Origin of the sequence: Pseudoduganella danionis (assembly GCF_009720775.1) — a bacterium.
In the GTDB taxonomy this organism is placed as follows: Bacteria; Pseudomonadota; Gammaproteobacteria; order Burkholderiales; family Burkholderiaceae_D; genus Rugamonas; species Rugamonas danionis.
In genome coordinates this window covers 801,242-826,278 of record NZ_WNKW01000001.1, presented here as the reverse complement: position 1 = coordinate 826,278, position 25,037 = coordinate 801,242, and the positions used below count along the sequence as shown (strand labels likewise).

23 protein-coding genes and 1 tRNA gene are annotated in these 25,037 nt (G+C 61.0%); 18 read left to right on the top strand and 6 right to left on the bottom strand.

The features are described from left to right. The first annotated feature begins 55 nt into the window (after positions 1 to 55). Genes lspA through GM655_RS03510 form a run of 5 tightly spaced genes read left to right on the top strand, consistent with a single transcriptional unit; the run spans position 56 to position 3,811 of the window. Positions 56 to 559, top strand: coding sequence for a signal peptidase II (lspA, locus tag GM655_RS03530; protein ID WP_155433217.1), 504 nt, complete (start codon positions 56 to 58; stop codon positions 557 to 559). 52 nt (positions 560 to 611) lie between these two features. Next, on the top strand, positions 612 to 1,835 hold the full coding sequence (gene coaBC / locus GM655_RS03525) for a bifunctional phosphopantothenoylcysteine decarboxylase/phosphopantothenate--cysteine ligase CoaBC (RefSeq protein ID WP_196308727.1): 1,224 nt from the start codon (positions 612 to 614) through the stop codon (positions 1,833 to 1,835). Beyond that, entirely contained in the window at positions 1,836 to 2,285 is a 450-nt protein-coding gene (gene dut / locus GM655_RS03520; RefSeq protein ID WP_155433215.1) for a dUTP diphosphatase, read from the top strand. 11 nt (positions 2,286 to 2,296) lie between these two features. Further along, positions 2,297 to 3,397, top strand: a complete 1,101-nt coding sequence (locus GM655_RS03515; protein WP_155433214.1) for a M48 family metalloprotease — start codon at positions 2,297 to 2,299, stop codon at positions 3,395 to 3,397. An 18-nt stretch (positions 3,398 to 3,415) separates the two neighbouring features. Further along, positions 3,416 to 3,811: a surface-adhesin E family protein gene (locus tag GM655_RS03510; RefSeq protein WP_155433213.1), complete on the top strand. Its 396-nt coding sequence runs from the start codon at positions 3,416 to 3,418 to the stop codon at positions 3,809 to 3,811. Positions 3,812 to 3,822: 11 nt separating this feature from the next. On the opposite strand, the gene GM655_RS23155 is transcribed toward GM655_RS03510, so the two are convergent. After that, on the bottom strand, positions 3,823 to 3,954 hold the full coding sequence (locus GM655_RS23155; RefSeq protein WP_267874272.1) for a hypothetical protein: 132 nt from the start codon (positions 3,952 to 3,954) through the stop codon (positions 3,823 to 3,825). 43 nt (positions 3,955 to 3,997) lie between these two features. On the opposite strand from GM655_RS23155, the gene GM655_RS03505 reads away from it, so the two are divergent. The 4 genes from GM655_RS03505 (at position 3,998) to GM655_RS03490 (ending at position 8,107) form a co-directional block, all read left to right on the top strand. After that, entirely contained in the window at positions 3,998 to 5,020 is a 1,023-nt protein-coding gene (locus GM655_RS03505) for an XdhC family protein (RefSeq protein WP_155433212.1), read from the top strand. 125 nt (positions 5,021 to 5,145) lie between these two features. Then, a complete protein-coding gene (locus GM655_RS03500) occupies positions 5,146 to 6,036 on the top strand; it encodes a DMT family transporter (RefSeq protein ID WP_155433211.1) in 891 nt (296 codons plus the stop codon). Beyond that, positions 6,033 to 6,938: a DNA-3-methyladenine glycosylase family protein gene (locus GM655_RS03495; protein WP_155433210.1), complete on the top strand. Its 906-nt coding sequence runs from the start codon at positions 6,033 to 6,035 to the stop codon at positions 6,936 to 6,938. The genes GM655_RS03500 and GM655_RS03495 overlap by 4 nt, the downstream gene beginning before the upstream one ends. Before the next feature lie 161 nt (positions 6,939 to 7,099). Further along, complete coding sequence (locus GM655_RS03490) at positions 7,100 to 8,107, top strand: hypothetical protein (RefSeq protein WP_155433209.1); 1,008 nt, start codon at positions 7,100 to 7,102, stop codon at positions 8,105 to 8,107. Here the strand turns inward: GM655_RS03490 and GM655_RS03485 are convergent. Continuing rightward, entirely contained in the window at positions 8,097 to 8,735 is a 639-nt protein-coding gene (locus tag GM655_RS03485) for a response regulator (RefSeq protein ID WP_155433208.1), read from the bottom strand. The two genes, GM655_RS03490 and GM655_RS03485, sit on opposite strands and share 11 nt — an antisense overlap. Beyond that, the gene (locus GM655_RS03480; protein ID WP_155433207.1) at positions 8,732 to 10,042 is read right to left on the bottom strand and encodes a sensor histidine kinase; all 1,311 of its coding nucleotides are present in this window, start codon (positions 10,040 to 10,042) and stop codon (positions 8,732 to 8,734) included. The genes GM655_RS03485 and GM655_RS03480 overlap by 4 nt, the downstream gene beginning before the upstream one ends. 163 nt (positions 10,043 to 10,205) lie before the next feature. On the opposite strand from GM655_RS03480, the gene GM655_RS03475 reads away from it, so the two are divergent. The 3 genes from GM655_RS03475 (at position 10,206) to GM655_RS03465 (ending at position 15,708) form a co-directional block, all read left to right on the top strand. After that, on the top strand, positions 10,206 to 12,731 hold the full coding sequence (locus GM655_RS03475; RefSeq protein WP_155433206.1) for a TonB-dependent receptor: 2,526 nt from the start codon (positions 10,206 to 10,208) through the stop codon (positions 12,729 to 12,731). Positions 12,732 to 12,898: 167 nt separating this feature from the next. Then, on the top strand, positions 12,899 to 14,629 hold the full coding sequence (locus tag GM655_RS03470; RefSeq protein WP_155433205.1) for an esterase/lipase family protein: 1,731 nt from the start codon (positions 12,899 to 12,901) through the stop codon (positions 14,627 to 14,629). Between the two features lie 119 nt (positions 14,630 to 14,748). Further along, on the top strand, positions 14,749 to 15,708 hold the full coding sequence (locus GM655_RS03465; protein WP_155433204.1) for a T6SS immunity protein Tli4 family protein: 960 nt from the start codon (positions 14,749 to 14,751) through the stop codon (positions 15,706 to 15,708). 73 nt (positions 15,709 to 15,781) lie between these two features. Here GM655_RS03465 and GM655_RS03460 read toward each other — a convergent pair. Further along, positions 15,782 to 15,858 (bottom strand) — tRNA-Met (locus tag GM655_RS03460). A gap of 171 nt (positions 15,859 to 16,029) precedes the next feature. Between GM655_RS03460 and GM655_RS03455 the strand changes: the two genes are divergently transcribed. The 6 genes from GM655_RS03455 to GM655_RS03430 all read left to right on the top strand — a co-directional run bounded on the left by GM655_RS03455 (position 16,030) and on the right by GM655_RS03430 (position 22,903). Continuing rightward, entirely contained in the window at positions 16,030 to 16,611 is a 582-nt protein-coding gene (locus tag GM655_RS03455; protein WP_155433203.1) for an NUDIX hydrolase, read from the top strand. After that, a complete protein-coding gene (gene aat, locus GM655_RS03450) occupies positions 16,608 to 17,336 on the top strand; it encodes a leucyl/phenylalanyl-tRNA--protein transferase (RefSeq protein ID WP_371866698.1) in 729 nt (242 codons plus the stop codon). Before GM655_RS03455 ends, aat begins: the two co-directional genes overlap by 4 nt. Positions 17,337 to 17,475: 139 nt before the next feature. After that, entirely contained in the window at positions 17,476 to 18,204 is a 729-nt protein-coding gene (locus GM655_RS03445; RefSeq protein ID WP_155433202.1) for an arginyltransferase, read from the top strand. A gap of 35 nt (positions 18,205 to 18,239) precedes the next feature. Next, the gene (locus tag GM655_RS03440; protein ID WP_155433201.1) at positions 18,240 to 19,280 is read left to right on the top strand and encodes a quinone-dependent dihydroorotate dehydrogenase; all 1,041 of its coding nucleotides are present in this window, start codon (positions 18,240 to 18,242) and stop codon (positions 19,278 to 19,280) included. A 32-nt stretch (positions 19,281 to 19,312) separates the two neighbouring features. Then, positions 19,313 to 20,359, top strand: a complete 1,047-nt coding sequence (locus tag GM655_RS03435) for an aldo/keto reductase (RefSeq protein WP_155433200.1) — start codon at positions 19,313 to 19,315, stop codon at positions 20,357 to 20,359. Positions 20,360 to 20,533: 174 nt separating this feature from the next. Continuing rightward, positions 20,534 to 22,903 (top strand): TonB-dependent receptor plug domain-containing protein, encoded by a 2,370-nt coding sequence (locus tag GM655_RS03430; protein WP_155433199.1) that lies wholly within the window; start codon positions 20,534 to 20,536, stop codon positions 22,901 to 22,903. A gap of 129 nt (positions 22,904 to 23,032) precedes the next feature. On the opposite strand, the gene GM655_RS03425 is transcribed toward GM655_RS03430, so the two are convergent. Both GM655_RS03425 and GM655_RS03420 read right to left on the bottom strand, forming a co-directional pair. Continuing rightward, positions 23,033 to 23,968: a CysB family HTH-type transcriptional regulator gene (locus tag GM655_RS03425; protein WP_155433198.1), complete on the bottom strand. Its 936-nt coding sequence runs from the start codon at positions 23,966 to 23,968 to the stop codon at positions 23,033 to 23,035. Beyond that, positions 23,965 to 25,035 carry a sulfate/molybdate ABC transporter ATP-binding protein gene (locus tag GM655_RS03420; RefSeq protein ID WP_155433197.1) on the bottom strand — a complete coding sequence of 357 codons (1,071 nt, stop codon included), beginning with the start codon at positions 25,033 to 25,035 and terminating at the stop codon, positions 23,965 to 23,967. Before GM655_RS03420 ends, GM655_RS03425 begins: the two co-directional genes overlap by 4 nt. Positions 25,036 to 25,037 lie beyond the last annotated feature (2 nt).

The following is a 25,037-nucleotide window of genomic DNA, read 5'->3' as shown; positions in this document are numbered from 1 at the left end:
CATCCCGCTGTGCGTGGATGGGCGCTACTGTCGTAACGAACTAAACTGAGTATCTATGGCCACCAAAAAAATCTTCCCTAGCAAATCCTCCGGCAGCCTGACACCATGGCTGGGCATTGCCGCCATCGTGATCCTGCTCGACCAGATCAGCAAAATCACCATCACCCGCACTTTCCAGCTGGGCGAAGAAATGGTCATCACCAGCTTCTTCAATCTTGTGCTCGCGTATAACAAGGGCGCTGCCTTCAGCTTCCTGCACGATAGCGGCGGCTGGCAGCGCTACCTGTTCACTGCCATCGGCCTCGGTGCCGCCGGCTACATCGTGCTGCTGTTGAAAAAACATGGCGGCCAGCGCATGTTTGCATGGTCGATGTCGCTGATCCTCGGCGGCGCCATCGGCAACGTGATCGACCGTCTGCTGTACGGCCATGTGGTGGACTTCCTCGACTTCCACCACAGCGCCGTAGGCCACTTCCCTGCTTTTAACATCGCCGATACGGCGATCTGCATAGGCGCCGGTCTGTTCATCCTCGACGAACTGCGCCGCGTGCATCGCTAAGCTGCACCGGTATTACACGGTCTAACTTTCCCAATCAGGAACCAGCATCATGATGGATTTGAGTGGCAAAAAAATCGTACTCGGCCTGACCGGCGGCGTGGCCTGCTACAAGGCCGCAGAGCTGTGCCGCGCCCTGACCAAGGCTGGCGCCTCCGTGCAAGTGGTGATGACCGATGCGGCCACCCACTTCATCACGGCTGTCACCATGCAGGCACTGTCCGGCCAGCCCGTGTACTCCAGCCAGTGGGACCCACGCGTCAGCAACAACATGGCGCACATCGATGTCACCCGCAATGCCGACGCGATCCTGATCGCGCCATGCTCGGCCGACTTCATCGTCAAGCTGGCCCATGGCGTATGCGACGATCTGCTATCCACCATGTGTCTGGCGCGGCCACAGCACGTGCCGCTGCTGGTAGCACCGGCCATGAATGTGGAAATGTGGAGCAATCCAGCCACCCAGCGCAATGTGGCGCAACTGCGCGAGGACGGCATCGTCTTCTTCGGCCCCGATTCGGGCGCACAGGCCTGTGGCGAAGTGGGCATGGGCCGCATGCTGGAGCCGGACCACCTGCTGGAAGAACTGATCGCCTCGTTCCAGCCCAAAGTACTGGCCGGTAAGCGCATCCTGATCACGGCCGGCCCCACCTTCGAGCCTATCGATCCTGTGCGCGGCATTACCAACCTGTCGTCCGGCAAGATGGGCTATGCGGTCGCACGTGCAGCCCGTGAAGCGGGCGCCGAAGTGGTGCTGGTGTCCGGCCCGACGGCGCTGCCTACGCCATTCGGCGTCACCCGTATCAACGTCCAGAGCGCGCTGCAGATGCACGACGCCGTGCTGGCCAATGTCGACCACCAGCACATCTTCATCGCTGTCGCGGCGGTGGCCGACTGGCGCGTGTCCAACTCCAGCGAGCAGAAACTCAAAAAGAATCCGGACGGTTCCGTGCCGGATCTGAAGTTCGAGCAGAACCCCGATATTTTGGCGACGGTGGCCGCACGCACCTCGCTGGCCGGCTATCCATACTGCGTGGGCTTTGCCGCCGAATCGGAAAACCTCGTGCAGTTCGGCGCCGACAAGCGCGAGAAAAAAGGCATCCCTCTGCTGGTGGGGAATATCGGCCACCACACTTTCGGCCAGGACGACAACACCATCATCCTGTTCGACGAGAACGGCCACACCATCCTGCCGCGCGCCGACAAACTGACGCTGGCGCGCCAGTTGATCTCGGAAATTTCCAAACGTATCACCCAGCATTCACTGTTTGCTCATTAAATGAAAAAAATCGCCGTTAAAATCATAGACCCGCGCATGAAAGACAATCTGCCGGCCTACGCAACTCCGGGTTCGGCTGGTCTCGATCTGCGCGCCTGCATCGATGCACCAATGGTCATCGAGCCGGGACAGACGGTGCTGATCCCTACCGGTCTGGCGATCCATCTGGCCGATCCCGGCTACGCGGCCGTGATCCTGCCGCGCAGCGGCATGGGCCACAAGAACGGCATCGTGCTGGGCAATCTGGTAGGCTTGATCGATTCCGACTATCAGGGCCAGTTAATGGTATCGACCTGGAACCGCGGCCAGAACGCCTTCACGCTGAACCCTATGGAACGGCTGGCGCAACTGGTCATCGTGCCGGTGCTGCAGGTAGGTTTTGAAGTGGTGGAAGAATTCGGCGCCAGCGAACGTGGCGAAGGTGGTTTTGGCAGTACCGGCAAACACTAAAGGAGAGCCGCATGGGGCAGCACACAGCATGGTTACATAGCCGTAGTTGCTACGCGCTGCTAACACTCGCTGCCCTGCTATCTGGCTGCTCGCTGCTGCCTTCGCAGCCAGCGCCGCAGCCTGCCGAACCGGCGGTCACCCAGTCCATGCAGGAAGAAGCGCCCGTGCTGACGGCACGCACCGCCGCCGCCCGCACGGCCCTGACGCAAATGGTCAACCTGCAGGAACAGTTGTACCGCATTGCTGCCCCCATCCTGATCAACAATGCAGACCTGTGCCGCAACCATGCGCGCAATCTGCTCGGCTTCACGGCCAAGAACCGCTATTCGTATTCGGGCGAATTCGTCGACGCGGCCCAGAACGTGCTCGGTTACGGCGACCAGCTAGAAGTGGCCAGCGTGCTGGCCGGCAGTGGCGCGGCGCGCGCCGGCCTGCGCAAAGGCGACCGTCTGATGGCGGTCGAGGGCAAGAGCCTGCCCGCCGGCCAGAACGCGGAAACCCAGGCTGCCGCCATCCTCGCTCCGCTAGTCAGTAGCAGCCAGTCGCTCAATCTGATCATCGCGCGCGATGGCCGCAACCAGAATCTGGTGGTGCCGGTTACCCGCGCCTGCGCTTTCCGCATCGATATCGGCAACGCTGACAATATCAACGCCTATTCGGATGACCAGCGCGTGATGCTCACGCGCGGCATGGTCAACTTTGCCCAGAGCGACGAAGCCATCGCCTATGTGCTGGCGACGGAAATCGCCCACAATGTGCTGGGCCACGCTGCCGTCACCCGCTCTGCCTACACGATAGGCAGCATCATCGACAATCTGGTGGCCGTGCGGCCCGATACCAGCCAACTGATAGGCACGGCCGGCGTCAAAGCCATGCCGCAGGAACTCGACGCAGCGGCCGATTATCTGGCCCTGTACATGGTGGCGCGCGCCGGCTACAACCTCGATCGCGCCCACGCTTTCTGGCAGCGGCTGGCCACCCAGTACCCGCCCACAGTGCTGAACAGCTATACGGCACACCATCCGTCGACTGCCTATCGCCTCAACGTGATCGACAAGACCATCGCCGAAATCAAAGCCAAGCAGGCCAGCCGCCGGCCCCTGCTTCCCTAGTCCGCCGGATTCCTCGCCATGAAGCCTACCGTCCTTGCTCTTTTCCTGTCTGCTGTTTTCTGCGCCAGCGCGCACGCTTCGGACTGGAACAAGCTAGGTACGGGCGATGGCGCAGTGGTGTATCTGGACAAGGCCAGCATCATCAAGAACGACAAGTCGCACAAGGTCTGGACCATGCGCAGCTATGGCAAGGCACGATTAACGCCGGACGGCAAAAGCTACCGCTCCGTCAAGGCACTGCACACGTATAACTGCGAGCAGCGCACCACCATCCTTTTGGCGCAGGTGTACTACCCCGATGCGATGGGCAAGGGGGAAGCCGTGGGCAATTACAAGTACGAGAAGTTCGAAGCCGAAGACATTATTCCCGACAGCCCGTTCGACCACGCGCTGGGCGCCGTGTGCGAGCCCTGAACGGGCACTCCCTAGCCAGGGAAATTCGGAAAGTAGTTACTCATCACCCAGGTCAGCGCGCCCAGCGACAGCACAGTCGCTATCAGCACCAGCAGCAAGCGGCCGAATTTCGGTTTTCCGTCGTTTTCATCACGCGTAGTCATGGCTAATCCTGCAAGCTTGGGAGAGCCGTAGTATAGTCCATCCATGGACAGCATCGACCTCGAAGTTCTGAAAACCAGCGCCGGCTGGATCGCCGCAGGGCAGCGCTGCGAACTCGTCACGGTCATCAAGACCTGGGGCTCCAGCCCGCGCCCCGTGGGCGCGACGCTAGCCATCTGCGAAGATGGCACGGTGGTCGGCTCCGTTTCGGGCGGCTGCATCGAGGACGACCTGATCGCGCGCGTGCAGCGCGAAGGCATTGCGGATGCCATACCGCGGCTGGTCAGCTACGGCATCACGGCCGACGAGGCCCACCGTTTCGGTCTGCCCTGCGGTGGCACCATAGAACTGGCCATCGAACCTCTATCGGCACGCAGCCGCGTGGACGAACTGCTGCAACGGCTGGAACAGCACCAACTGGTGCAGCGCCGGCTCGATCTGCGCACGGGCGCCGTAGAACTGTCGCCGGCCGGTGCCGGCACCCAGCTACAGGTCAGTGAACATGCGCTGCTCACCGTGCACGGTCCGCGCTGGCGTTTGCTCATCATCGGGGCAGGCCAGCTTTCCCGCTTCCTCGCCCAGATCGCCAGCGCCATGGACTACCACGTTGTCGTCTGCGACCCGCGCGAAGAATACCGTGCCGGCTGGACGCTGGACGACGTGCCGCTGCTGCACGACATGCCGGACGACGTGGTGCTGGCACTCCAGCTCGACCACCGCAGCGCCGTGGTGGCGCTCACGCACGACCCCAAGCTCGACGATCTGGCCCTGATGGAAGCGCTGCGTTCCGATGCGTTTTACGTCGGCGCCATCGGTTCGCGTCAGAACAACGCCAAACGGCGCGAACGGCTGCTGCAGTTCGACCTGACGGCAGAACAGGTAGACCGTCTGCATGGGCCCATCGGCCTTTACATCGGCAGCAAGACCCCGGCCGAAATCGCCATCTCGATACTGGCCGAGATGACGGCCATAAAAAATGCCGTGCCGGCCAGCCTGCTGGTGCCGCATGCCGCCACACCGGCCGCACCGGGCAGCAGCGCCTGCGCCACTGAACTGGGCGCAGCGTGATGCAGCCCGCAGCATCAGGCCGAATTCAACAGCAAGAACCGGCTGGCACAACGCGCCACGGTCAGCGACAATCACTGCCAGCGCCAGCCCATCCACTCACCCACTAGCCCAAGCCCGGAAAACGCATGAGCACCACCAATTTGCTACGCCTGATACTCCTTGCCGCCATCTGGGGCGGTTCCTTCCTGTTCATGCGTATCGCCGCCCCCGTGCTCGGCGCCGCCGTGCTGATCGAATACCGTGTGCTGTTCGCTTCGCTGTTCCTTGCCGTGATTGCCCTGATCCTGAAAAAGCCCCTGAACCTGCGCGAGAACTGGAAGCATTACCTGATACTGGGCCTGTTCAATTCGGCCCTGCCCTTCCTGCTGTTCGGCTTCGCCGCCCGCACGCTATCCGCTTCGCTGTTGGCCGTGCTGAATGCCACCACGCCGCTGTGGGGCACGCTGATCGCCGCCGTATGGACGCGCCACATGGTCAGCGCCAAAGTCATGCTGGGCCTGCTCATGGGCGCCTGTGGCGTGGCCCTGCTGGTGGGTTTTGACCATGTCAGCAGCAAACCCGGTGCCGGCATTGCCATCGCTGCCGTGCTGTTCGCCGCGTTTAACTACGGTGTGGCCAGCAACTACGCCAAGCAGGCCAAGGCCGTCGAGCCTTTCGCCAATGCGCACGGTTCGATGTGGGCGTCCACGCTGCTGGTCGCACCGGCCCTGCCCTTCTTCCCCGTGCCCGGCGAACCCACCATGGGCATCATGGCTGCCGTGCTGGCACTGGGCATACTGTGCAGCGGCATCGCCTATCTGCTGTACTTCCGCCTGATTCAGGATATCGGCCCCTCCTCGGCACTGACGGTCACCTTCCTCAGCCCATTGTTCGGCATCCTGTGGGGCATATTGTTCCTCGGCGAGCATGTGGGCTGGTACACCTTTGTCGGCGCGGCCATCGTGATTACCGGCACGGCGCTGGTCACGGGCTTCCGTCCCAACTTCGGCTTCCTGAAAAAACAGCCGGCCGCATGAAACCCCGTACGCTCAAGCTGCCGCCCCATTACCGCCTGCAGGACGTGCTGGCCTTCCACCGGCGCGACAGCGAGAGTGTGGCCGAGCAGGTAGGTGAACAGAGCCTGCGCAAAGGCCTGCTGCTCGATGGCCGCGCTGCCCTGCTTTCCATCGAATTCGACGCCGCCCATGCACCAGAGAGTGCACGCTATCAACTGGAACTCGATGGTAGCGCCAGTGCCGCCGCGCAGAAGCAGCTCGATGATGTGCTGCACAGCGTGTTAGGGCTAAGGCTAGATCCCCAGCCATTCTGCGACTTTGCCGCCGACGATGCCCTGTTCGGCGCGCTCACACGCGCCCAGCCCGGCCTGCGCGTGGTGCAATCCGCCACGCTGTTCGAAGCGCTAACCTGGGCCATCATCGGCCAGCAGATCAATCTCTCGTTTGCCATCGCGCTGCGTCGCACCCTGATCCAGCAGGCTGGCCGCCAGCACAGCAGTGGCCTGTGGTGCTATCCCGATGCCGCTGCCGTGGCGGCGCTCGAGGTAGAAACACTCACCAGCCGCAAGTTCTCGCGCGCCAAAGCGGAAACCGTGCTGCGGCTGGCGCGGCTGGTGGCCGACGGCAGTCTGACACTGGAACTCTCCGCCGGTAACAGCATCGAACAAGTGTCGGAAGCGCTGCTGGCCATCAAGGGCATAGGGCCATGGACGGTCAACTACGGCATGCTGCGCGGCTATGGCTATGCCGATTGCTCGCTACATGGCGACGTGGCCGTGCGCGCAGCATTGCAGCACCTGCTGGGCGAAGACAGCAAACCCGATCTGGCTCGCACCGAACAGATACTGGCCCGCTACAGCCCCCACCGCACCATGGCCGCAGCCCATTTGTGGGCCAGCTTGCATCCGCGTAGTGCGGACTGACGGCGCTACGCCCCAGCGCTCATAGGGAAACGCTAGCCCCATCCATGCGCTTTGCCGTGCGCTGAAAAACCAGCCGCATCGGCGTACAATTTTGTGCTGTCAGCATGGTCGACTACACAGGCTAGGCCTTATCGTTACGCGCGTCCGCAAAGGTGATCTGTATGCAGCACTTGGGATCGAGAAAGCAATTTTTTATACTGGCTATCGCCACCGTTCTGGTTTTCTACTACTGCTACTTCCGCACCGCCCTGGTCACCCCCATCTACGGACCGGATCCCGCCGCATGGCCTTATCTGGTTGACGTGACCTTCACCTTGCCGCTGCTGTACTACTTCCTGTTCCGCCCCAGCCGCAAGAAAATGCTGACTGCGTGGCTGGCCATCGCGTCGTTCGGCATGCTGGCGGGGCGTTTGCTCAATCCGGCGCAGGAGCAGGCTTTCGGCCACTACACCATCTTGCTGATCGCGCTGGAGATAGGGCTGGAACTGGCGCTGGTCGGCGTACTGATTTACCAGTGCCGGCAATTGCTCAAACAAAGTCATAGCGCCGATGACGCCTTCGCCACGATTTTCACCAACAAGCCCATGGAGCTCGAAGCCCGCATCTGGTATTACGGCATGCTGATGCGGCATGGCGAACGCCTGCATTTCCGCGGTGAGCAGCACTTCCGCTACGACCAGAATCAGGGCAACGCTTCCAATCAGCTGGCGTGGATCATGCTGATCCTGTTCGAGACACCCATCTCGCACCTGTTCCTGCACTTATGGCTGGGCACCGGCTGGCTACTCTGGACGCTGGATCTGCTGAATCTGTGGGGCCTGCTGGCCCTCATCGCCGAATACCGCGCCACGCGCTGGCGCCCCATTTCTCTCGACGCCAAGGCACTGATTATCCGTAACGGCGTGTTGGCGGGAGACCGCAACATCCCCTATCCGCTGATAGAGGCGGTCAGCCGCTGTGGCGATGAGGTGAGACATCAGGCCGGCGTGCTGATATTCCGCCAGGGCGGCCAGCTCAATGTGAAAATCCAGCTCAGCACCGCTACCCAGCTACCCAATCTGATGGGCCGCAAGCGTCCCGTACACACGATCTACCTGAGCATGGATCAACCGGCCGCATTTGTCGATGCGCTACGTGCCAGACTGGTGCCGCCGGCACTCACGCCATGAGGGGCATGCCGAAATCGACCAGCCCTGAACGGGCCGCCAGATGCATCAGTTTGAAGTCATTCTCGGCATTGAGTTTTTGCCGGATCAGCGTCAGGTAATTGAGCACCGTCTTGGGGCTCAGGTGCATCTGGCTGGCGATGTCCTGCACCGACTCGCCATGCACGAGCAGGCGCAGTAGCTCGAATTCACGCGGCTTCAAACCATGCACACCGTCTTCGCTGTCGAGCGGGGCCAGCGCCTGCATATCACGCGACAGCATGCGCCGCCCCGCCATCACGCCGCGTATCGCGATAATGACTTCTTCCGGCTCGCTGCACTTGCTCAGATAGCCATGTGCCCCCGCCTTGAGCGCCTGCGCCAGATGGCCCGCATCATCGTGCATGGACAGCACCAGCACCCGTAGCGCAGGCTGGCGTGCCAGCATGCCGGCGATGGCTTCCAGCCCGCTACTGCCTTTCAGATTCAGATCGACCAGCGCCACCTGCGGCGTGCAGCGCTGCAGCAGGGCATTGGCTTCGGCCACGCTGGCCGCTTCGCCGACGACTTCGAAATCAGCTTCGGCCGACAGCAAGCGCCGGTAGCCACTGCGCACGACGGCATGGTCATCCACCAGAACGATCTCTATCATGCTGTCACTCCCGCCAGCTCGGCCACGCGGGCACAGGACTGATGCAGCAAAGGGAACTGCGCATGCAGATGCAGGCCACCGGCTGGGCCATGCCATACCTGCAACTGGCCATCCACCATGCTGATGCGCTCGCGCATGCCCAGCAAGCCGCCCTGCCATGCCAGATCTGAGGGCAGACCGCAGCCATCATCCATCACATCGAGTTGCAGCCCCGCTGCCGTGGCCTGCAGCTGCACCGTGCAGCTCACCGCGCCGCTATGCCGCACCACATTGGTCAGCGCCTCCTGTACCACCCGATAGATCACCAGCGCCAGCTGCTCATCCACTGCCGGCATCGCGGCGGGCAACAGCAGCTCGAAAGTAATCGCCGTCTGCTTGCTGCGCCAGCCCTGCAGCAGATCGGCCAGCGCCTGCTGCAGGCCATGTGCGCTCAAGCCATGGGGGCGTAAAGTCTTCAGCATGCCACGCAATTGTCCGCTGCAAGTACGCAGCTCGCGCCGCAGTTCGAGCGCGCACTCGCCCACTTCAGCGGGTGCCATGGTAGCGCCATGCCGCTCCAGATGGGCTGCCGTGACATTCAGTGCCGTCAGGGTCTGGCCCATTTCATCGTGCAGCTCGCGCGCCAGCGTACGTTTTTCATCTTCGCGCACCGTGATCAGCTGGCGTGCCAGCGCTTGCTGGGCCGCACGGGCGGCGCCCAGCGCTCTGGCCAGATGGTCGATGGCGCGCGCCACCCGGCCGAACTCGCGCAGGTCAAACTGTGGCAGAGCGGGGTCCGGCTCGCCGCGCGCCAGCCGGTGCAAGCTCGCCTCCAGCTCCCGTACAGGACGCAGGGCGCGGTCGGCACTCCACCACGCCACCAGCAAAGTTGTACCAGAAAAGAACAACAGAGTGCTCCAAAGTCGCACAGTGTCCGCCAGCCTTTCACTGATTTCGGAATGCGGATAGGGGGCGATGTACAGCGTCTGCTGGCCGATGCGGATCTGCTGCTCGGGCTGGGACGGTACCAGCGCTTCCAGTCCCAGCCAGCCGGACAGGGAATCGCGCGCAGGCTGCAGCGGCGCCTGCCCTTCCGTGCGTATGCTCAGGTGACGCAGGCCGGCTTGCGCCAGTAACGGCTGCAGCGCCTGCGCCTCGTCTGGCGCCAGCGTGCCCGCGGCCAGCAGCACGGTAACCAGCTGGCTGGATGCCCTCACTTCCGCTGCCACATCCGCCCTGAGCGAATACAGCTGGACCAGCGCCGTCCCTGCCAGCAGCGCGGCAAGTAACAGGCTCAGCGAACCAACCAGACGGCGGCGCAAATCCATGATGTCCCCTCGTTGTGTGTTTTATACACGCTGAATTCGCAACTTCCATGCCAAGCCGGCGAGGCCGCAGATCGGGAATTTTTCCCTAGCCGGCCCGCCCCTGCGACGGGAATAATCCGTCCCATCCAGAGCCAGCAAGGCCATAAAATTCAGGAGACATCGCATGCCAGCCCCATTACGCGCCAACGCCCATTCCATCGCCATCCACGCGCCCCGTCCGCAACAGCTCGCGCTGGCCATCAGCGCCATCTGCCTGGCATTGCCCGCATGGGCAGCAAACGCCGATGCCGATGCCAGCCCCGTGATGCAGACGGTGGAGGTGATAGGCACGACGCCGCTGGCCGGCGCCACGCTGGCACGCGATCAGGTGGCCGCACACGTGCAGCATCTGGACAGCAGCGATCTGGCCGCCCCCGCCAGCGCCAACCTGCCGGACGCGCTGAATCGCAAACTGGCCAGCGTCACCATCAACGAAGTACAGGGCAATCCCTACCAGCCTGACCTCAGCTTCCGCGGCTATACGGCCTCGCCCCTGCTCGGCACGCCGCAGGGACTGGCCGTCTATCTTGACGGCGTACGCATGAACCAGCCCTTCGGCGACGTCGTGAGCTGGGATCTGATTCCCCACAACGCCATCGCCACGCTGGATCTGCTGCCCGGCTCCGATCCCCTGTTCGGACTGAATGCGCTGGGTGGTGCGCTGGTCCTGCGCAGCAAGGATGGCCACCACGATGCCGGCAGCACACTGCAGCTACAACTTGGCCGCTACGGCCGCAAGGAACTGGCCTTCGAGCACGGCGGCCACAATGACGCAGGCTGGCACTGGTACACGGCCGCCAACGGCTACAAGGAAGACGGCTGGCGTGTAGCCTCGCCTACGCGGCTGGGCCAGTGGTTCGGCAAACTGGGCTGGGCCGACCGCGCTACCGACATTTCGCTGAGCAGCGCCATATCGTCGTCCAACCTGACCGGCAATGGCCTGCAGGAGATGCGTCTGCTGGAACGCGACTATGCCAGCGTCTACACCCGTCCCGACCAGACCCATAACCACGGGCTGCTACTGAACCTGCAGGCCAGCCATCGCGTGAGCCAGCAACTGCAGTTGGCCGCCAATGCCTATTACCGCCGCCTGCACAGCGACAGCCTGAATGGCGACATGAACGACGATGCGTTCGACCAGTCCGTGTACCAGCCGAATGCCGCCGAACAGGCCGCGCTGGCCGCCGCCGGTTACACCGGCTACCCCGCCAAAGGCGCGACCGCCGCCAACACGCCCTTTCCTTACTGGCGCTGCGTGGCCAACGTGCTGCGCAAGGATGAACCGGCGGAGAAGTGCAATGGTCTGCTCAACCGCAGCGCCAGCCAGCAGCACAACGCCGGCTTCAGCGCTCAGGCCACCGTCTCCGGCGACTGGGCCGGCATGCCGCAGCAGTTCACCGCCGGTATGGCACTGGACACTAGTCATACGGAATTCCGCCAGTCCTCGCAATTCGGCTACCTGAATCCGGACCGCAGCATCACGCCGGTCGATTTCTATGCTGACGGCAGCGAGATCGACGACGACGGCAAACCAGTCGATGCCCGCGTCGATCTGGCCGGACGTACGCGCACGGCCAGCCTGTACGCCAGCCAGACGCTGAGCCTTTACCCGACGCTGCATCTGACGCTGTCGGGCCGCTACAACCGCACCAGCGTGCATAACCGCGACCACCTCACACCCGGCGGCGCTGCCGGTTCGCTCGATGGCGATCATCGTTTCAGCCGCTTTAATCCGGCACTGGGCGTGAGCTGGGATATGGCGCCAGCGGCGCACTTCTATGCCCGCGTCAGCGAAAGCAGCCGTACCCCGACGGCCATCGAACTCGGATGTGCTGATCCCGCCAACCCGTGCAAACTGCCCAACGCCATGGCCGGTGATCCGCCGCTGCGTCAGGTGGTTACGCGCACGCAGGAAGCGGGCTTGCGCGGCACGCTCGCGCGCAGCATAGACTGGAATGCCAGCCTGTTCAGCGCCAGCAACCGCGACGACATCCAGTTCGTAGCTGACGATAGCGCCGGCTATGGCTACTTCCGCAACGTCGGCAATACGCGCCGGCGCGGCCTCGAACTGGCACTCAGCGGCAAGAGCACGCAGCTGGACTGGTCGGCCGGCTACACCTATCTGGATGCCACCTTCCGCAGCAGCGAAGTACTGGGCGGCGCGGCCAACAGCAGCGCAAATGCCGACGGCAACATCACCATCCGCAGCGGCGACCGGCTGCCGCTGATCGCGCGCCACAACTTCAAGGCCAGCGCCGAATGGCATGCCAGCGCAGCATGGACGCTGGAAGCGGGCATGCGCGCCGTATCGAGCGCTAACGCGCGTGGCAATGAAAACGGCCAGCACCAGCCGGACGGCGTGCACTATCTGGGCTCCGGCCGCATGGCCGGCTATGCCTTGTTCGATCTGTCGGCCAGCTATGCGGCCAGCACGCAATGGCAATGGTTCGCCCACATCAGCAACCTGTTCGACCGGCGCTATGCCACGGCGGCGCAACTCAACGCCACCGGCCTGACGGCAGCGGGCAACTTCATCGCCCGTCCGTTCTCGGCCAGCGGAGACAACCAGAGCGTGGTGCATTCCACTTTCTACGGTCCGGGCGCCCCGCGTACTATCGTGCTGGGCGTACGCTATTCCTACGGCCGCTGAGTGACAGCAAAGGAGAATGCCGTAATAGGTGACAGCGTGTCGAGCGTATCGGCTAGGCTGGCCGAAGAAAATTACGCCATCGTTTGATCTAGTCGGCATTCCCTCCCTTCTCAGCCCCTTTAGCCGATGCCATAGTGGAGTCCCCCATTTTTACGGGAGACTCGGCAATGGCAGACTTTACTCGACAGCAGGGCTATCCGCTTCCGACCTATCCGGAGCAACTAGGCGGCTACAAGACTCAGGGATATACCACGCCCATACAGGACCGGATGCCGCAGGTATTCCATATTCCGCCGAGGCGTGTGCTACCCATCATTTTTTTACCGGGCATCATGGGCTCCAACTTACGCATGAGCGCGGTACGCCAGCAGCAACTTGGCAAATCGAACAATGTCGCGTGGCGACCGGATAGCAATATCGAGTCGATAAAGATAGGCCGGGCCGACGCAATACAGCGTCAGCTCCAACTCGATCCTGAACAGACCGAAGTCGATGAATATGATCCACTCACCAACCCGACCGGCGATCCGGATGAAAGCGCCGACGAGCGCCACAGCAATGCCAAGGTCGATTTCTTCTACGCCCTGAACGTCAGTATAGAAACCCCTTTGTTAATGGATGACCCGCCTACCGCCTCGCCATGCAAGAGCAAAGATCAGAAGGCGCGTGAACGCGGGTGGGGCGAAGTGTATTTCGATTGCTACCGGACGCTACTTGAGACCTGCGAATTACAACTGAACACAGCTTTCCAATATGGCGTCATGAACGATTACTGGAAGCAGATCATTGATGTATCACCTACAGTCTGGCAAGCACATACTCAGCCTCTTCTAGCTCCGCTGGAACGCAACACGCTCCGCGCTGCGATAGAAAACATCTGGTTTCCCGTTCATGCGATGGGCTACAACTGGCTGAAGGCCAGCAGTGCCTCCGCCTGCCGCTTAGCGGAGCGGATTAACAGCCTCATGCAACGCTATCAGGAACAGGGATTCCAGTGCGAGAAAATCATCATCGTCACGCATTCCATGGGAGGACTTGTGGCCCGCGCACTAATACATCCGGCAATGGGCAACATGAAAGATAAGATACTAGGCATGGTACATGGCGTGATGCCGGCAATGGGCGCCGGTGCGGCCTATAAACGTATGCGTTGCGGCTTTGAAGACAGCCTATTTAAGCTTACACCCAAAGTCCTAGGTAACTACGGCAACAAAGTTACTTCAGTCTTAGCAAATGCTCCCGGCGCTTTAGAATTGCTGCCCAGCCAAAGCTATGGAAACGGCTGGCTGCAGGTCACACGCGATGATCAGACGCTATTGAGCCTGCCAGTGCATGGCGATCCCTACGAAGAAATTTATAAGCTCAAAGACGTCTGGTATGGGCTACTGAAAAATGATTGGATTAATCCAGCGCTTTCTCGTGGCGTCGGATTCGATTCCACCTTAAAAATGCTGAAAAAGGCCAAAAAATTCCACTCAGATATAGCCGGCACATACCACGATCAAAGCTATGCTCATTACGGTGCAGACCAGACTAAAGCCGCATGGCATCGTGTCGTATGGTTACTCGAAGGCAGTTCTCAATTCACCGATATCAGTAAGCTCACAATTGAGCGCGACAATATGCAGGGCAGACTACGTCTTACCGTTCCTGTCGAGAACCGAAGAACTATCGGTGATTGCAAGGCCTTATCGGCCCACTTAATGCCACCAGAAGATTCCGGCGACCAGACTGTACCTACGCATTCCGCCGACCATCAGCTCAGTAGCGGAAAATTCAAAGGAATATTCCGCCAGACAGGATATGAACATCAGGACAGCTACAACAATAATAAAGTCCTGCATTCGACACTCTATGGCCTAGTCCGTATAGCCGAAACTATGAGGTGGAGCAAATGATAGGGCTTAGGCGATCCTCTCATCCTGATTGGGTATGGCTCGACCTACTGACAATCTTTTTCGTCGTCTTGTTTTTAAAAGCAAACGCCTACCATCGCTTTACCTATACAAGGCCCAATATGAACGAGCTACCCACGCGCCTCATCCCACTTTTTGAACACACAAAACGTGTCTGCTTCGGCCGCCTGATAATCAACGTACCATCTACCGCGACAGTGGTATACGGGCCTACGGATGTCGATTTCCCCATTGCATATATTGCCAATGAAGCCCAGCGAATCAATGTGCATGTTGCAAAGGAAGTCGAGAAATACGAGAAGGAGCGCTACATGATAAAAAACCTCAGTCCGATTGATTTTGCAATGTACGGCAAAGTGGTGGATGGTGCTGTAGCTGGGCAAAAATTAGTGTTCGGTTCAAAACTTTTTTCAAATTTAACAATCGCGTCTTTCATTCCACTGGGAGATCACCTATACATACAAGATGGGCGTACCGACTTCAACGAAATTGAAGAAAATGTGGGCGTCCTGAACAACGCAGCAAAAAACATACGCCTACGTGCAGACGATGAAATACCCACAGAATCAGGTCTATGCATCGAGGGCGGCTTTGCCAAATCTGAATACGATTACGAGAAAGCATCGATCGGCATCCGCTTAAAGGAATTCCCGGATGTCCATCTCTCGATCATGTCCTTAAAAAACGGCGACTTCCTCGTCGAAGGTGACGATATCGAAGACCGGATGAAAGAGGCACAGGAGGACACACCCCACGGTCCTGGCACATGGTACTCAAGAGTCGACTTTCTACGCCGCGCGCCGCGCCAGATCGCACACTGGAAAGGCTCGGAAGTGCTGGCTCACTTGCCGCCACAGAAAACCGCCACCGAATCGCACGAATTCCACTTTACCAGCAGCGGTGCGAAAAACGATCGCTACTACACCCGTCTCGACATCGAACTGAATACTGGCGTCAAAGGCAACCGTCAGGGCGCAGTCCATACCAGCCTGAACGACACCGAGGCAGTAGCCCTCTGGGATAAGCTCGTATCCACGCTGCAGATACGCCCTATCCGTTAAACGATACGGTTGGACAACTACACCAGAAAACGCAAAAGCCGCTGATACCTGACGATATCAACGGCTTGAAATTTGGTTGCGGGGACAGGATTTGAACCTGTGACCTTCGGGTTATGAGCCCGACGAGCTGCCAGACTGCTCCACCCCGCGTCTGATACGAGTATTATAGGCTAGATCAGCAATTTAGGCAATATTAATCCCGAAATCGCTGACGATAGCCCGAATAAATGCAGCCCCCTGCCCTCTGCGGTCATGCCGTAGCGGCCCCATTCAGTGTAAAGTAGCTGGCGTGAGCATCCTTATCATCCCCGGCTATCCTCTATGAAATTCTGTTCCGAATGCGCCTCCCCTGTCAGTCTGAAGATTCCGGCAGGTGACAACCGCCCCCGCTACGTCTGCGATAGCTGCGCAGCGATCCATTACCAGAACCCGAAAATGGTGCTGGGCACGGTGCCCGTGTGGGAACAGGATGGCGAACTCAAGGTGCTGCTGTGCAAGCGCGCCATCGAGCCGCGCTATGGCTACTGGACGCTGCCGGCCGGTTTCATGGAAAACGATGAAACCACGGGCGAAGCGGCCCTGCGCGAAACGCGTGAAGAGGCCGGTGCCAACGTTACGCTGGGCAAGCTGTACACGCTGCTCAATGTCGCGCGTGTTCATCAGGTCCACATGTTCTATCTGGCAACGCTGCAGGATCTCGACTTTGCCCCCGGCGAGGAGAGTCTGGACGTGCAGATGTTCAGCGAAAGCGAAATCCCGTGGGAGGATCTGGCCTTCCCCACCATCCAGACCACGCTGGAACTGTTCTTCGCCGATCGCGTCAAAATCCGCGAGGGTGGCGACTACGGTTTCCACACGCAGGACCTGACCCGCCCCATGCGCTCGGACGCCGATACCAAGTGATCCCCTGGCTAGACCACGATACGCCCTTCCCTGACGTCAGCACGGCGCTGACGCAGGATGCGCCCGGCCTGCTGGCTGCCGGTGCCGACTTGTCGCCCGAGCGTTTGCTGCTGGCCTACCAGCACGGCATCTTCCCGTGGTTCTCCGAAGGCCAGCCCATCCTGTGGTGGAGCACGGACCCGCGCATGGTGCTGAAAACGGCGCAGTTCCGGATTTCCGACAGCCTCAGAAAAACCCTGCGCAAGGTGGAAAAAGACCGGTTGGCCGGTGGCCGCTGGCAAGTGCGCTTCGATAGCGCCTTTGAACAGGTGATGCGCGCTTGCGCCGCTCCGCGCAAGGATGGCCCCGGCACCTGGATTTCGGACGATATCATCGCCGGCTATTGCGGCCTGCACCGGCTGGGCTATGCCCACTCGGCCGAAGTCTGGCTGGACGGCCATCTGGTGGGCGGCGCTTACGGCGTATCGATCGGCAAAATGTTCTATGGCGAATCGATGTTCGCCCACGTCACCGATGCATCCAAGATCGCGCTGGCCTATCTGGTGGCCTTCCTGCGCGAGCATGGCGTGCAGATGATCGACTGCCAGCAGGAAACCGGTCATCTGGCCTCGCTGGGCGCCGCGCCCATCGCGCGCACGGCATTTCTGGCGCATCTACGCCACAGCATCACGCTGCCGCAGATCCACGACTGGCAAGTGATTGCACCGCTGCCCGCAGCCGGTTAAGCTAGCTATATGCGATGCGCCTTGCAGCGCCAGCCTTACCGGCAGCAGAGTAGCACTGGCCGCGATGCGCTGCAGGCAGCGCAAACGCACCGCTTGCGCTATCATGGATTTCAACCGAACCGTGCCCGACAGGACGTGCATGACGCAACTCAACGAATTGCCATTTGCCACGCTGCAGTTTTATACGACAGCGCCCTATCCGTGCAGCTATCTCGATGCACGGCAGGCCCGCTCGCAGGTGGCCACGCCCTCGCACCTGATCAACGCCGACGTGTATTCCGAACTGGTGCGCAACGGCTTCCGCCGTAGCGGCATCTTCACCTACCGCCCTTATTGCGACGGCTGTCAGGCCTGCATCCCCGTGCGTGTGGTCAGCCAGCAGTTCCTGCCCAACCGTAACCAGCGCCGCGCCTGGGCCCGCCATAGCGAGCTGATCGCCTCGGTGGCTGCACTGGCGTTCTCGGACGAGCACTACGAACTGTATCTGCGCTACCAGAACCGGCGTCATGCGGGCGGCGGCATGGATCAGGATAGCCGCGACCAGTATGCCCAGTTCCTGCTGCAAAGCCGCGTCAACACGCGGCTGGTGGAGTTCCGCGATCCGGACGGCACGCTGCGCATGGTCAGCATCATCGATGTGCTGTCCGATGGCCTGTCCTCCGTCTACACCTTTTTCGACCCCGATGTGGCCGGTGCTTCTTACGGCACCTACAACATCCTGTGGCAGATCGCCCAGACGCAGGACTTGCAGCTGCCCTATGTCTACCTCGGTTACTGGATACGCCAGAGTCCGAAAATGTCCTACAAAACCAACTTCCAGCCACTGGAAGCGCGTATCAAAGGCCACTGGAGCGTGCTGGACGCCTGATAAAATACGGGCTAAACATCAACCGAGCCCTGCCCATGTCCGCACATTCCCTGTATTCGCTTACCCGTCCCCTGCTGTTTTCCATGGATCCGGAAGCAGCCCACAACTTCACCCTGCCTGCCCTGAAACGCGCCCACGCACTGGGCCTGACCTCTTTGATCAGCAAACCTGCAGCCGATCCGCGCACCGTGATGGGGCTGACGTTCAACAATCCGGTCGGCCTTGCCGCTGGTCTGGACAAGGATGGGGCCTACATCGACGGGCTGGCTGCACTGGGCTTCGGCTCCATCGAAGTGGGTACCGTGACACCGCGCCCGCAGGCGGGCAATCCCAAGCCGCGCATCTTCCGCCTGCCGGCAGCGCATGCCGTCATCAACCGCATGGGCTTCAACAATGGCGGCGTGGACGCGTTTGTGGCCAACGTACAGTCCTCGCGCTTCTATCAGGACAAGCTGGGCATACTGGGCCTGAACATCGGCAAGAACGCCGACACGCCGATCGAACGCGCGGCTGACGACTACCTGCACTGCCTGGAAAAAGTCTACCCTTACGCCAGCTATGTGACGGTGAACATTTCCTCGCCCAACACCAAGAACCTGCGCCAGTTACAGGGCGGCTCGGAACTCGACGGCCTGCTCGGCCAGCTGAAAGACGCCCAGTCGCGTCTGGCCGACCAGCACAAGCGCTACGTGCCGCTGGCCCTGAAAATCGCACCGGACATGGATGGCGAACAGGTGAAGAACATCGCCGATGCACTGATCCGCCACCGCATCGATGGCGTGATCGCGACCAACACCACGCTCAACCGCGATGCCGTAACGGGCATGCTGCACGGCGCCGAAACGGGTGGCCTGTCCGGTGCGCCCGTGTTCGAATTCTCGAATACCGTCATCCGTCTGCTGAAAGCGGAACTGGGCGATGCGCTGCCGATTATCGGTGTCGGCGGCATCATGCGCGGCGAAGATGCCAAGGCCAAAATCGCCTGTGGCGCGCAACTGGTGCAGCTGTATAGCGGTCTGATTTACGCCGGTCCGGCACTGGTGCGCGATTGCGCCGACGCGCTACGCCAGCGCTAAGCCTGAGTCCACAACACCAGATAAGGAACAGCATGGACAAAGTACAACTGGGCCAGAGCGCCCTTGAAGTGAGCCGCATCTGCCTCGGCACCATGACCTTCGGCGAACAGAATACGGAAGCCGAAGCGCACAGCCAGCTCGATTATGCGCTCGAACGGGGCATCAATTTCATCGACACGGCGGAGATGTATCCCGTCATGCCGAGTGCCGCCACACAGGGCTCGACCGAACGCTATATCGGCACGTGGCTGAAGAAGACGGGCGCACGCAGCAAGGTGGTGCTGGCGACCAAGGCGGCCGGCCCGAACAAGCAGATGACATGGGTACGCGGCGGCAAACAGAACTTCGATGCCGCCAATCTGCGCGCGGCGGTAGAAACCAGCTTGCAGCGCCTGCAGACCGACCATATCGATTTATACCAATTGCACTGGCCTAGCCGTAACGTACCTATCTTTGGTGCCAGCGTATTCAAGCCCGATAACGAGCGTAAGCACGTGGCCATCGAAGAAACACTGGCCGCGCTGGGGGATCTGATCAAGGAAGGCAAGATCGGTGCGATCGGCGTCTCCAACGAATCGTGCTGGGGCGTGAGCGAATTCATCAAGCAGTCCGAGATGAAAGGCTTGCCGCGCATCGCCACCATCCAGAACCTGTACAACCTGACGGCGCGCCATTTCGAAACCAGCCTGCTGGACGAAACCTGCTTCCGCGAGCAGGTTAGCCTGCTGGCCTACAGCCCGCTGGCGTTCGGCCAGCTCACGGCCAAGTACCACGACAATCCCAAAGCCCATGGCCGCCTGACCATCTTCCCGCCCACATGGAGCCCGCGCTACCTGCGCCCAGCCGTGCTGGAAGCCGTGGGCCGCTACGCTAAACTGGCACGCGACAACGGCCTAACACCCACCCAGTTGGCACTGGCGTGGTGCTACTCGCGCTGGTTTGTCGCCTCCACCATCATCGGCGCGACCAATCTCGATCAGCTCAAGCAGAACATCGACGCCTACCAGATCAAATTGCCGGCCGACGTCATTGCGGCCGTGGATGCCATCCACGCCAGCATCACCAATCCGGGCCAGTAAGCGCAGCCCGTATTACCCGCTGCAAGTGCGCCCCGTTCTCTGCCACAGACGGAAAACGGGGCGCTGTTCTGCACGATATCCAAAACTTGCATATCATTAGACGTATCCATTCGTGGGCAATCCGCTAGCACGCTGGTAAGATTTTCTTCATCCTAAACGTAGAAAGTTCGTCTCATGCGCACCCGCACCATCGCACGTCCGCTGCTGTTAAGCACACTGATTTCCACCATCGTCATTCCTGCCTTCGCCCAGCAACTGCCGGCAGAAGGCGAACTGCAATCCGTCGTCGTCACGGGCACCTATGCCAAGAACCGCCGTACGGTCGATTCCGAATCGCCGATCGACATCATCGGCGCACGCGAACTGCAGGCCAGCGGCTCGACCGAACTGGCCACCGTGCTGGGACGCCTGCTGCCCTCGATGAACTTCCCCCGTCCGTCCGGCGCCGATGCCAGCGACGCAGTGCGTCCGGCCCAGCTGCGCGGCCTGTCGCCCGACCAGACGCTGGTGCTGGTGAACGGCAAGCGCCGCCATGCCTCCGCCGTCGTCAACGTCAACGGCACGCAGGGCCGCGGTTCGGCTCCCGTCGATCTGAATGCGATCCCCCTGTCCGCCATCGACCACATCGAAGTGCTGCGCGATGGCGCAGCCGCCCAGTATGGCTCGGATGCGATTGCCGGCGTAATCAACATCATCCTGAAAAAAGGCGCCGGCGGTGGCGATGCTGAAGTGGGCGTGGGCGAGTACCAGAAGCGCGACGGCAAGCAGCTGACCGTGCGTGGCTCGACCGGCTTCAACCTTGGTGATCAAGGCTGGGTACGCGTCGCACTGGAAGCCGCCGACCGTGATCCGACCAACCGCGCCGGCGCCGATTTCCGCAATCCGGCCGAACCGCGCTACGGCAAGGTCAATCAGCGCTTCGGCGATCCGGAAACCCGTCCGCGCAGTGTCTTTGTCAACAGCCAGTACCGCGTCAACGACGATATCGACTGGTATGCCTTCGCCAACTATGGCCAGCGCAATACCTCGGCTGCTGCCACCTGGCGCACTGCCCTGAATGGCACGGCCCAGCGTACGCCGCTGTATCCGGAAGGCTTCCTGCCACTGGAGAACAGCGAATCGCAGGATACCTCGCTGGTTACTGGCCTGCGCGGCGAAGCATCGGGATGGCGCTGGGACGTCAGCCTGAACTACGGCCGCAATGAATTCCAGCTCGACCTCGATCACACCGTCAACCAGACGCTGGGTGCGGCCAGCCCTACCCACTTCTACGCCGGCAAGCTGCTCAACACCCAGCAACTGTTCAACGTGGATCTGGCACGCGAATATCCGGTGGCAGCCTTCAGCGGCCCGCTGACGGTGGCCGTAGGTGCCGAAGCGCGCCACGAAAGCTATGAGATCGGTGCTGGCGACGAGGCTTCCTACATCGGCACGGGCGCGCAGGGTTTCTCCGGCTTCCGCCCTGTCAATGCAGGCCGCAACAGCCGCCACAATGAATCGGTCTACCTGAATCTGGAAGCCGACGTCTCGCGCCAGTTCTCCACTTCGGCCGCGCTGCGCCACGAACGCTATAGCGATTTCGGCAGCACCACTTCGGCCAAAGGCTCGGCGCGCTATGCCTTCAGCGAAGCATTCTCGCTGCGCGGCACGGCGTCCTCGGGCTTCCGCGCACCCTCGCTGGCGCAGCAGTTCTACACCATCACCACCACCAATTTCTCGGTGGTCAATGGCGTCAATACGCCTATCGAGACCGGAACATTCGCCGTGGGTAGCGCTGCCGCCGCAGCGCTGGGGGCAACCCCGCTGAAAGCCGAGAAAGCCCGTAACTACAGCCTCGGTTTGCAGTTCTCCCCGCTCAGCAACTGGAGCACCACGGTGGATGCCTACCGCATCGACATCGATGACCGCATCGCCCTGTCGGCCAATATGACGCTGTCGCCTGCGCTGCAAGCGGCGCTGGCCAAGCAGAACATACTGGTGGGCGCAGGCCGCTACTTCACCAACGCCATCGATACCCGCACCACGGGCGTGGATGTGGTCAGCACCTATCGTCTCGATCTGGCTAGCGCCGGCCGCTACGATTTCACGCTGGCCTATAACCACAACAAGAACTCGCTCGAGCATGTGAACGCCAATCCGGCCATCCTCACGGCCAACAACCTCACGCTGATTGATCGCCAGACCATCAACCGTCTGACGGTGGGCTCGCCCAAGGACAAACTGAGTCTGGCCACAGATGCCAACTGGGGTGCATGGTCGGCGCGTGGCGTGGTTACCCGCTACGGCAGCTTCACGGTCCCGCAGAACAATGCCACGCTGGATCAGACCTATGATCCGCAATGGGTGCTCGATCTGTCGACCAGCGTGAAGCTGAACAAGAACTGGCGCCTGAGCGCGGGTATCGATAACGTCACCAACCGCTATCCGGATCAGGTTACTTCGGCCGGCAATCTGAACAACAACGGCATCAACCCGTATAGCGGCTTTGCACCGAACGGCTTCAATGGCCGCTACTACTACGCCAAGGCAGCCTACAACTGGTAAGCGCTAGACGTCAAAAAGCCGGCAAGCGGGATATCCCTGCTTGCCGGCTTTTTTACATTCATCGACGGAATGTGCTATTGGCGCCAGCGTACTTGCATCGGGTACAAGGGGTCGGCAATGCCTGCCGCATTATGCGGCTAATTCACCTCCATTCATCGCCGCATCGATATCGGCGCGGGTCAGATCAGGTGCGAACTGCTGGATGAAGTGGTAGGCATACGAGCGCAGATAGGCGCCACGGCGCACTGCCAGCCGCGTAGTGTTCTGCGCGAACAGGTGCGACGCTTCCACTGCACGCATACCCTTGTCGCGACCGTGATCGAAAGCCATCGAGGCAACGATGCCCACGCCCAGGCCCAGTGCCACGTACTGCTTGATCACGTCCGAATCCATCGCCGTCAGCACGATATCGGGCTTTACGCCCGCCTGTGCGAACGCCGCATCGATATGGCCACGGCCAGTGAAACCGACGTCGTAGGTAATCAGCGGGAACTCGGCCAGATCTTCCAGCCGGATCGGGCTGCGCGTCAGCAGCGGGTGGCCATCCGGCACCACGATCAAATGGCTCCAGCGGTAGCAAGGGAAGGACACCAGATCCGGGAACTGCGACAAGCCCTCGGTGGCGATGCCGATATCCGTCTTGCCTGACAAAATCCATTCGGCGATGTGTTCCGGTGCGCTCTGCTGCAAGGCGATGCGCACATCAGGATAGGCCGTGCGGAAGCTCTGTACCACTTTGGGTAGCGCATAACGTGCCTGCGTGTGGGTGGCGGCCACGCTCAGCGTGCCACTCTGCTGGCCTGTGTATTCGAGGCTGGCCTGCTGCAGATTTTCCGCTTCGATCAGCAAACGGTCGATAATCTTCAGTATGCCTTTGCCCGGCTCCGTCATGCCCGTCAGACGTTTGCCATTACGCTCGAAGATCACCACACCGAGTTCATCTTCCAGCTCGCGGATCTGGCGGCTCACACCCGGTTGCGAAGTAAACAGCGCATTCGCCACCTCCGTCAGGTTATAGCCGCGCCGTGCTGCTTCGCGAATGGAACGCAATTGTTGGAAATTCATATCGCCACTCCCGCATCAACGAACACCTGCAAGCGCTTGGGCCGCACCACCAGCGTTTCACCTTCGCGCAGTTGCAGCGCGCTATAGCGCTCGTTACCGAGTACGGCCTCGATCAGTTCACCCGTATCGGCGCGCTCCAGTTCCAGCTGCGCCAGCGGGCCGATGGCATGGCCGCGCAGCAGCTTGACCACGATGCCTTCGGCACCGGGCGTATAACGTTCGATTTCCAGATCATGCGGACGCACATAGGCGGTACCCTTGCCGGCACTACCGGCCTGCTCTGGCACGGCGAAGCTGGCGTCACCGCTGGCCAGCACGCCATCCTGCACGCGGCCATGGAACATGTTCACATTGCCGAGGAAGCTGTACACGAACGGCGAAGCCGGATGGTTGTAAACCTGATCGGGCGTGCCTATCTGCTCCACCTGCCCTTTATTCATCAGCACGACCTGATCGGCCACTTCCAGCGCTTCTTCCTGATCGTGCGTGACGAAGATCGAGGTCACATGCAGTTCGTCGTGCAGGCGGCGCAGCCAGCGCCGCAACTCCTTGCGCACCTTGGCATCGAGTGCGCCGAACGGCTCATCCAGCAGCAGCACGCGCGGCTCGACCGCCAGTGCGCGCGCCAGCGCAATACGCTGACGCTGGCCACCGGACAGCTGCGGCGGATAGCGGTCAGCCAGCCAGTCCAGCTGCACCAGCTCCAGCAGCTGCTTCACCTTGTCGCGTATCTGCGCTTCCGATGGACGCTGGGCGCGTGGTTTCACACGCAGGCCAAAGGCCACGTTCTCGAATACCGTCATATGCTTGAACAGCGCATAGTGCTGGAACACGAAACCGACCTGACGCTCGCGCACATGGCGCTGCGAAGCGTCTTCCGCATCGAGCAGCACCTGACCGGAATCAGGATGCTCAAGACCGGCGATGATACGCAGCAGCGTGGTCTTGCCGCAGCCCGATGGGCCCAGCAGCGCGGTCAGTTCGCCGTTCGGAAAATCCAGCGACACATTGTTCAGGGCAGTGAATTCGCCAAAACGCTTGTGGATGTTTTTAACTTCGATCGTCATGA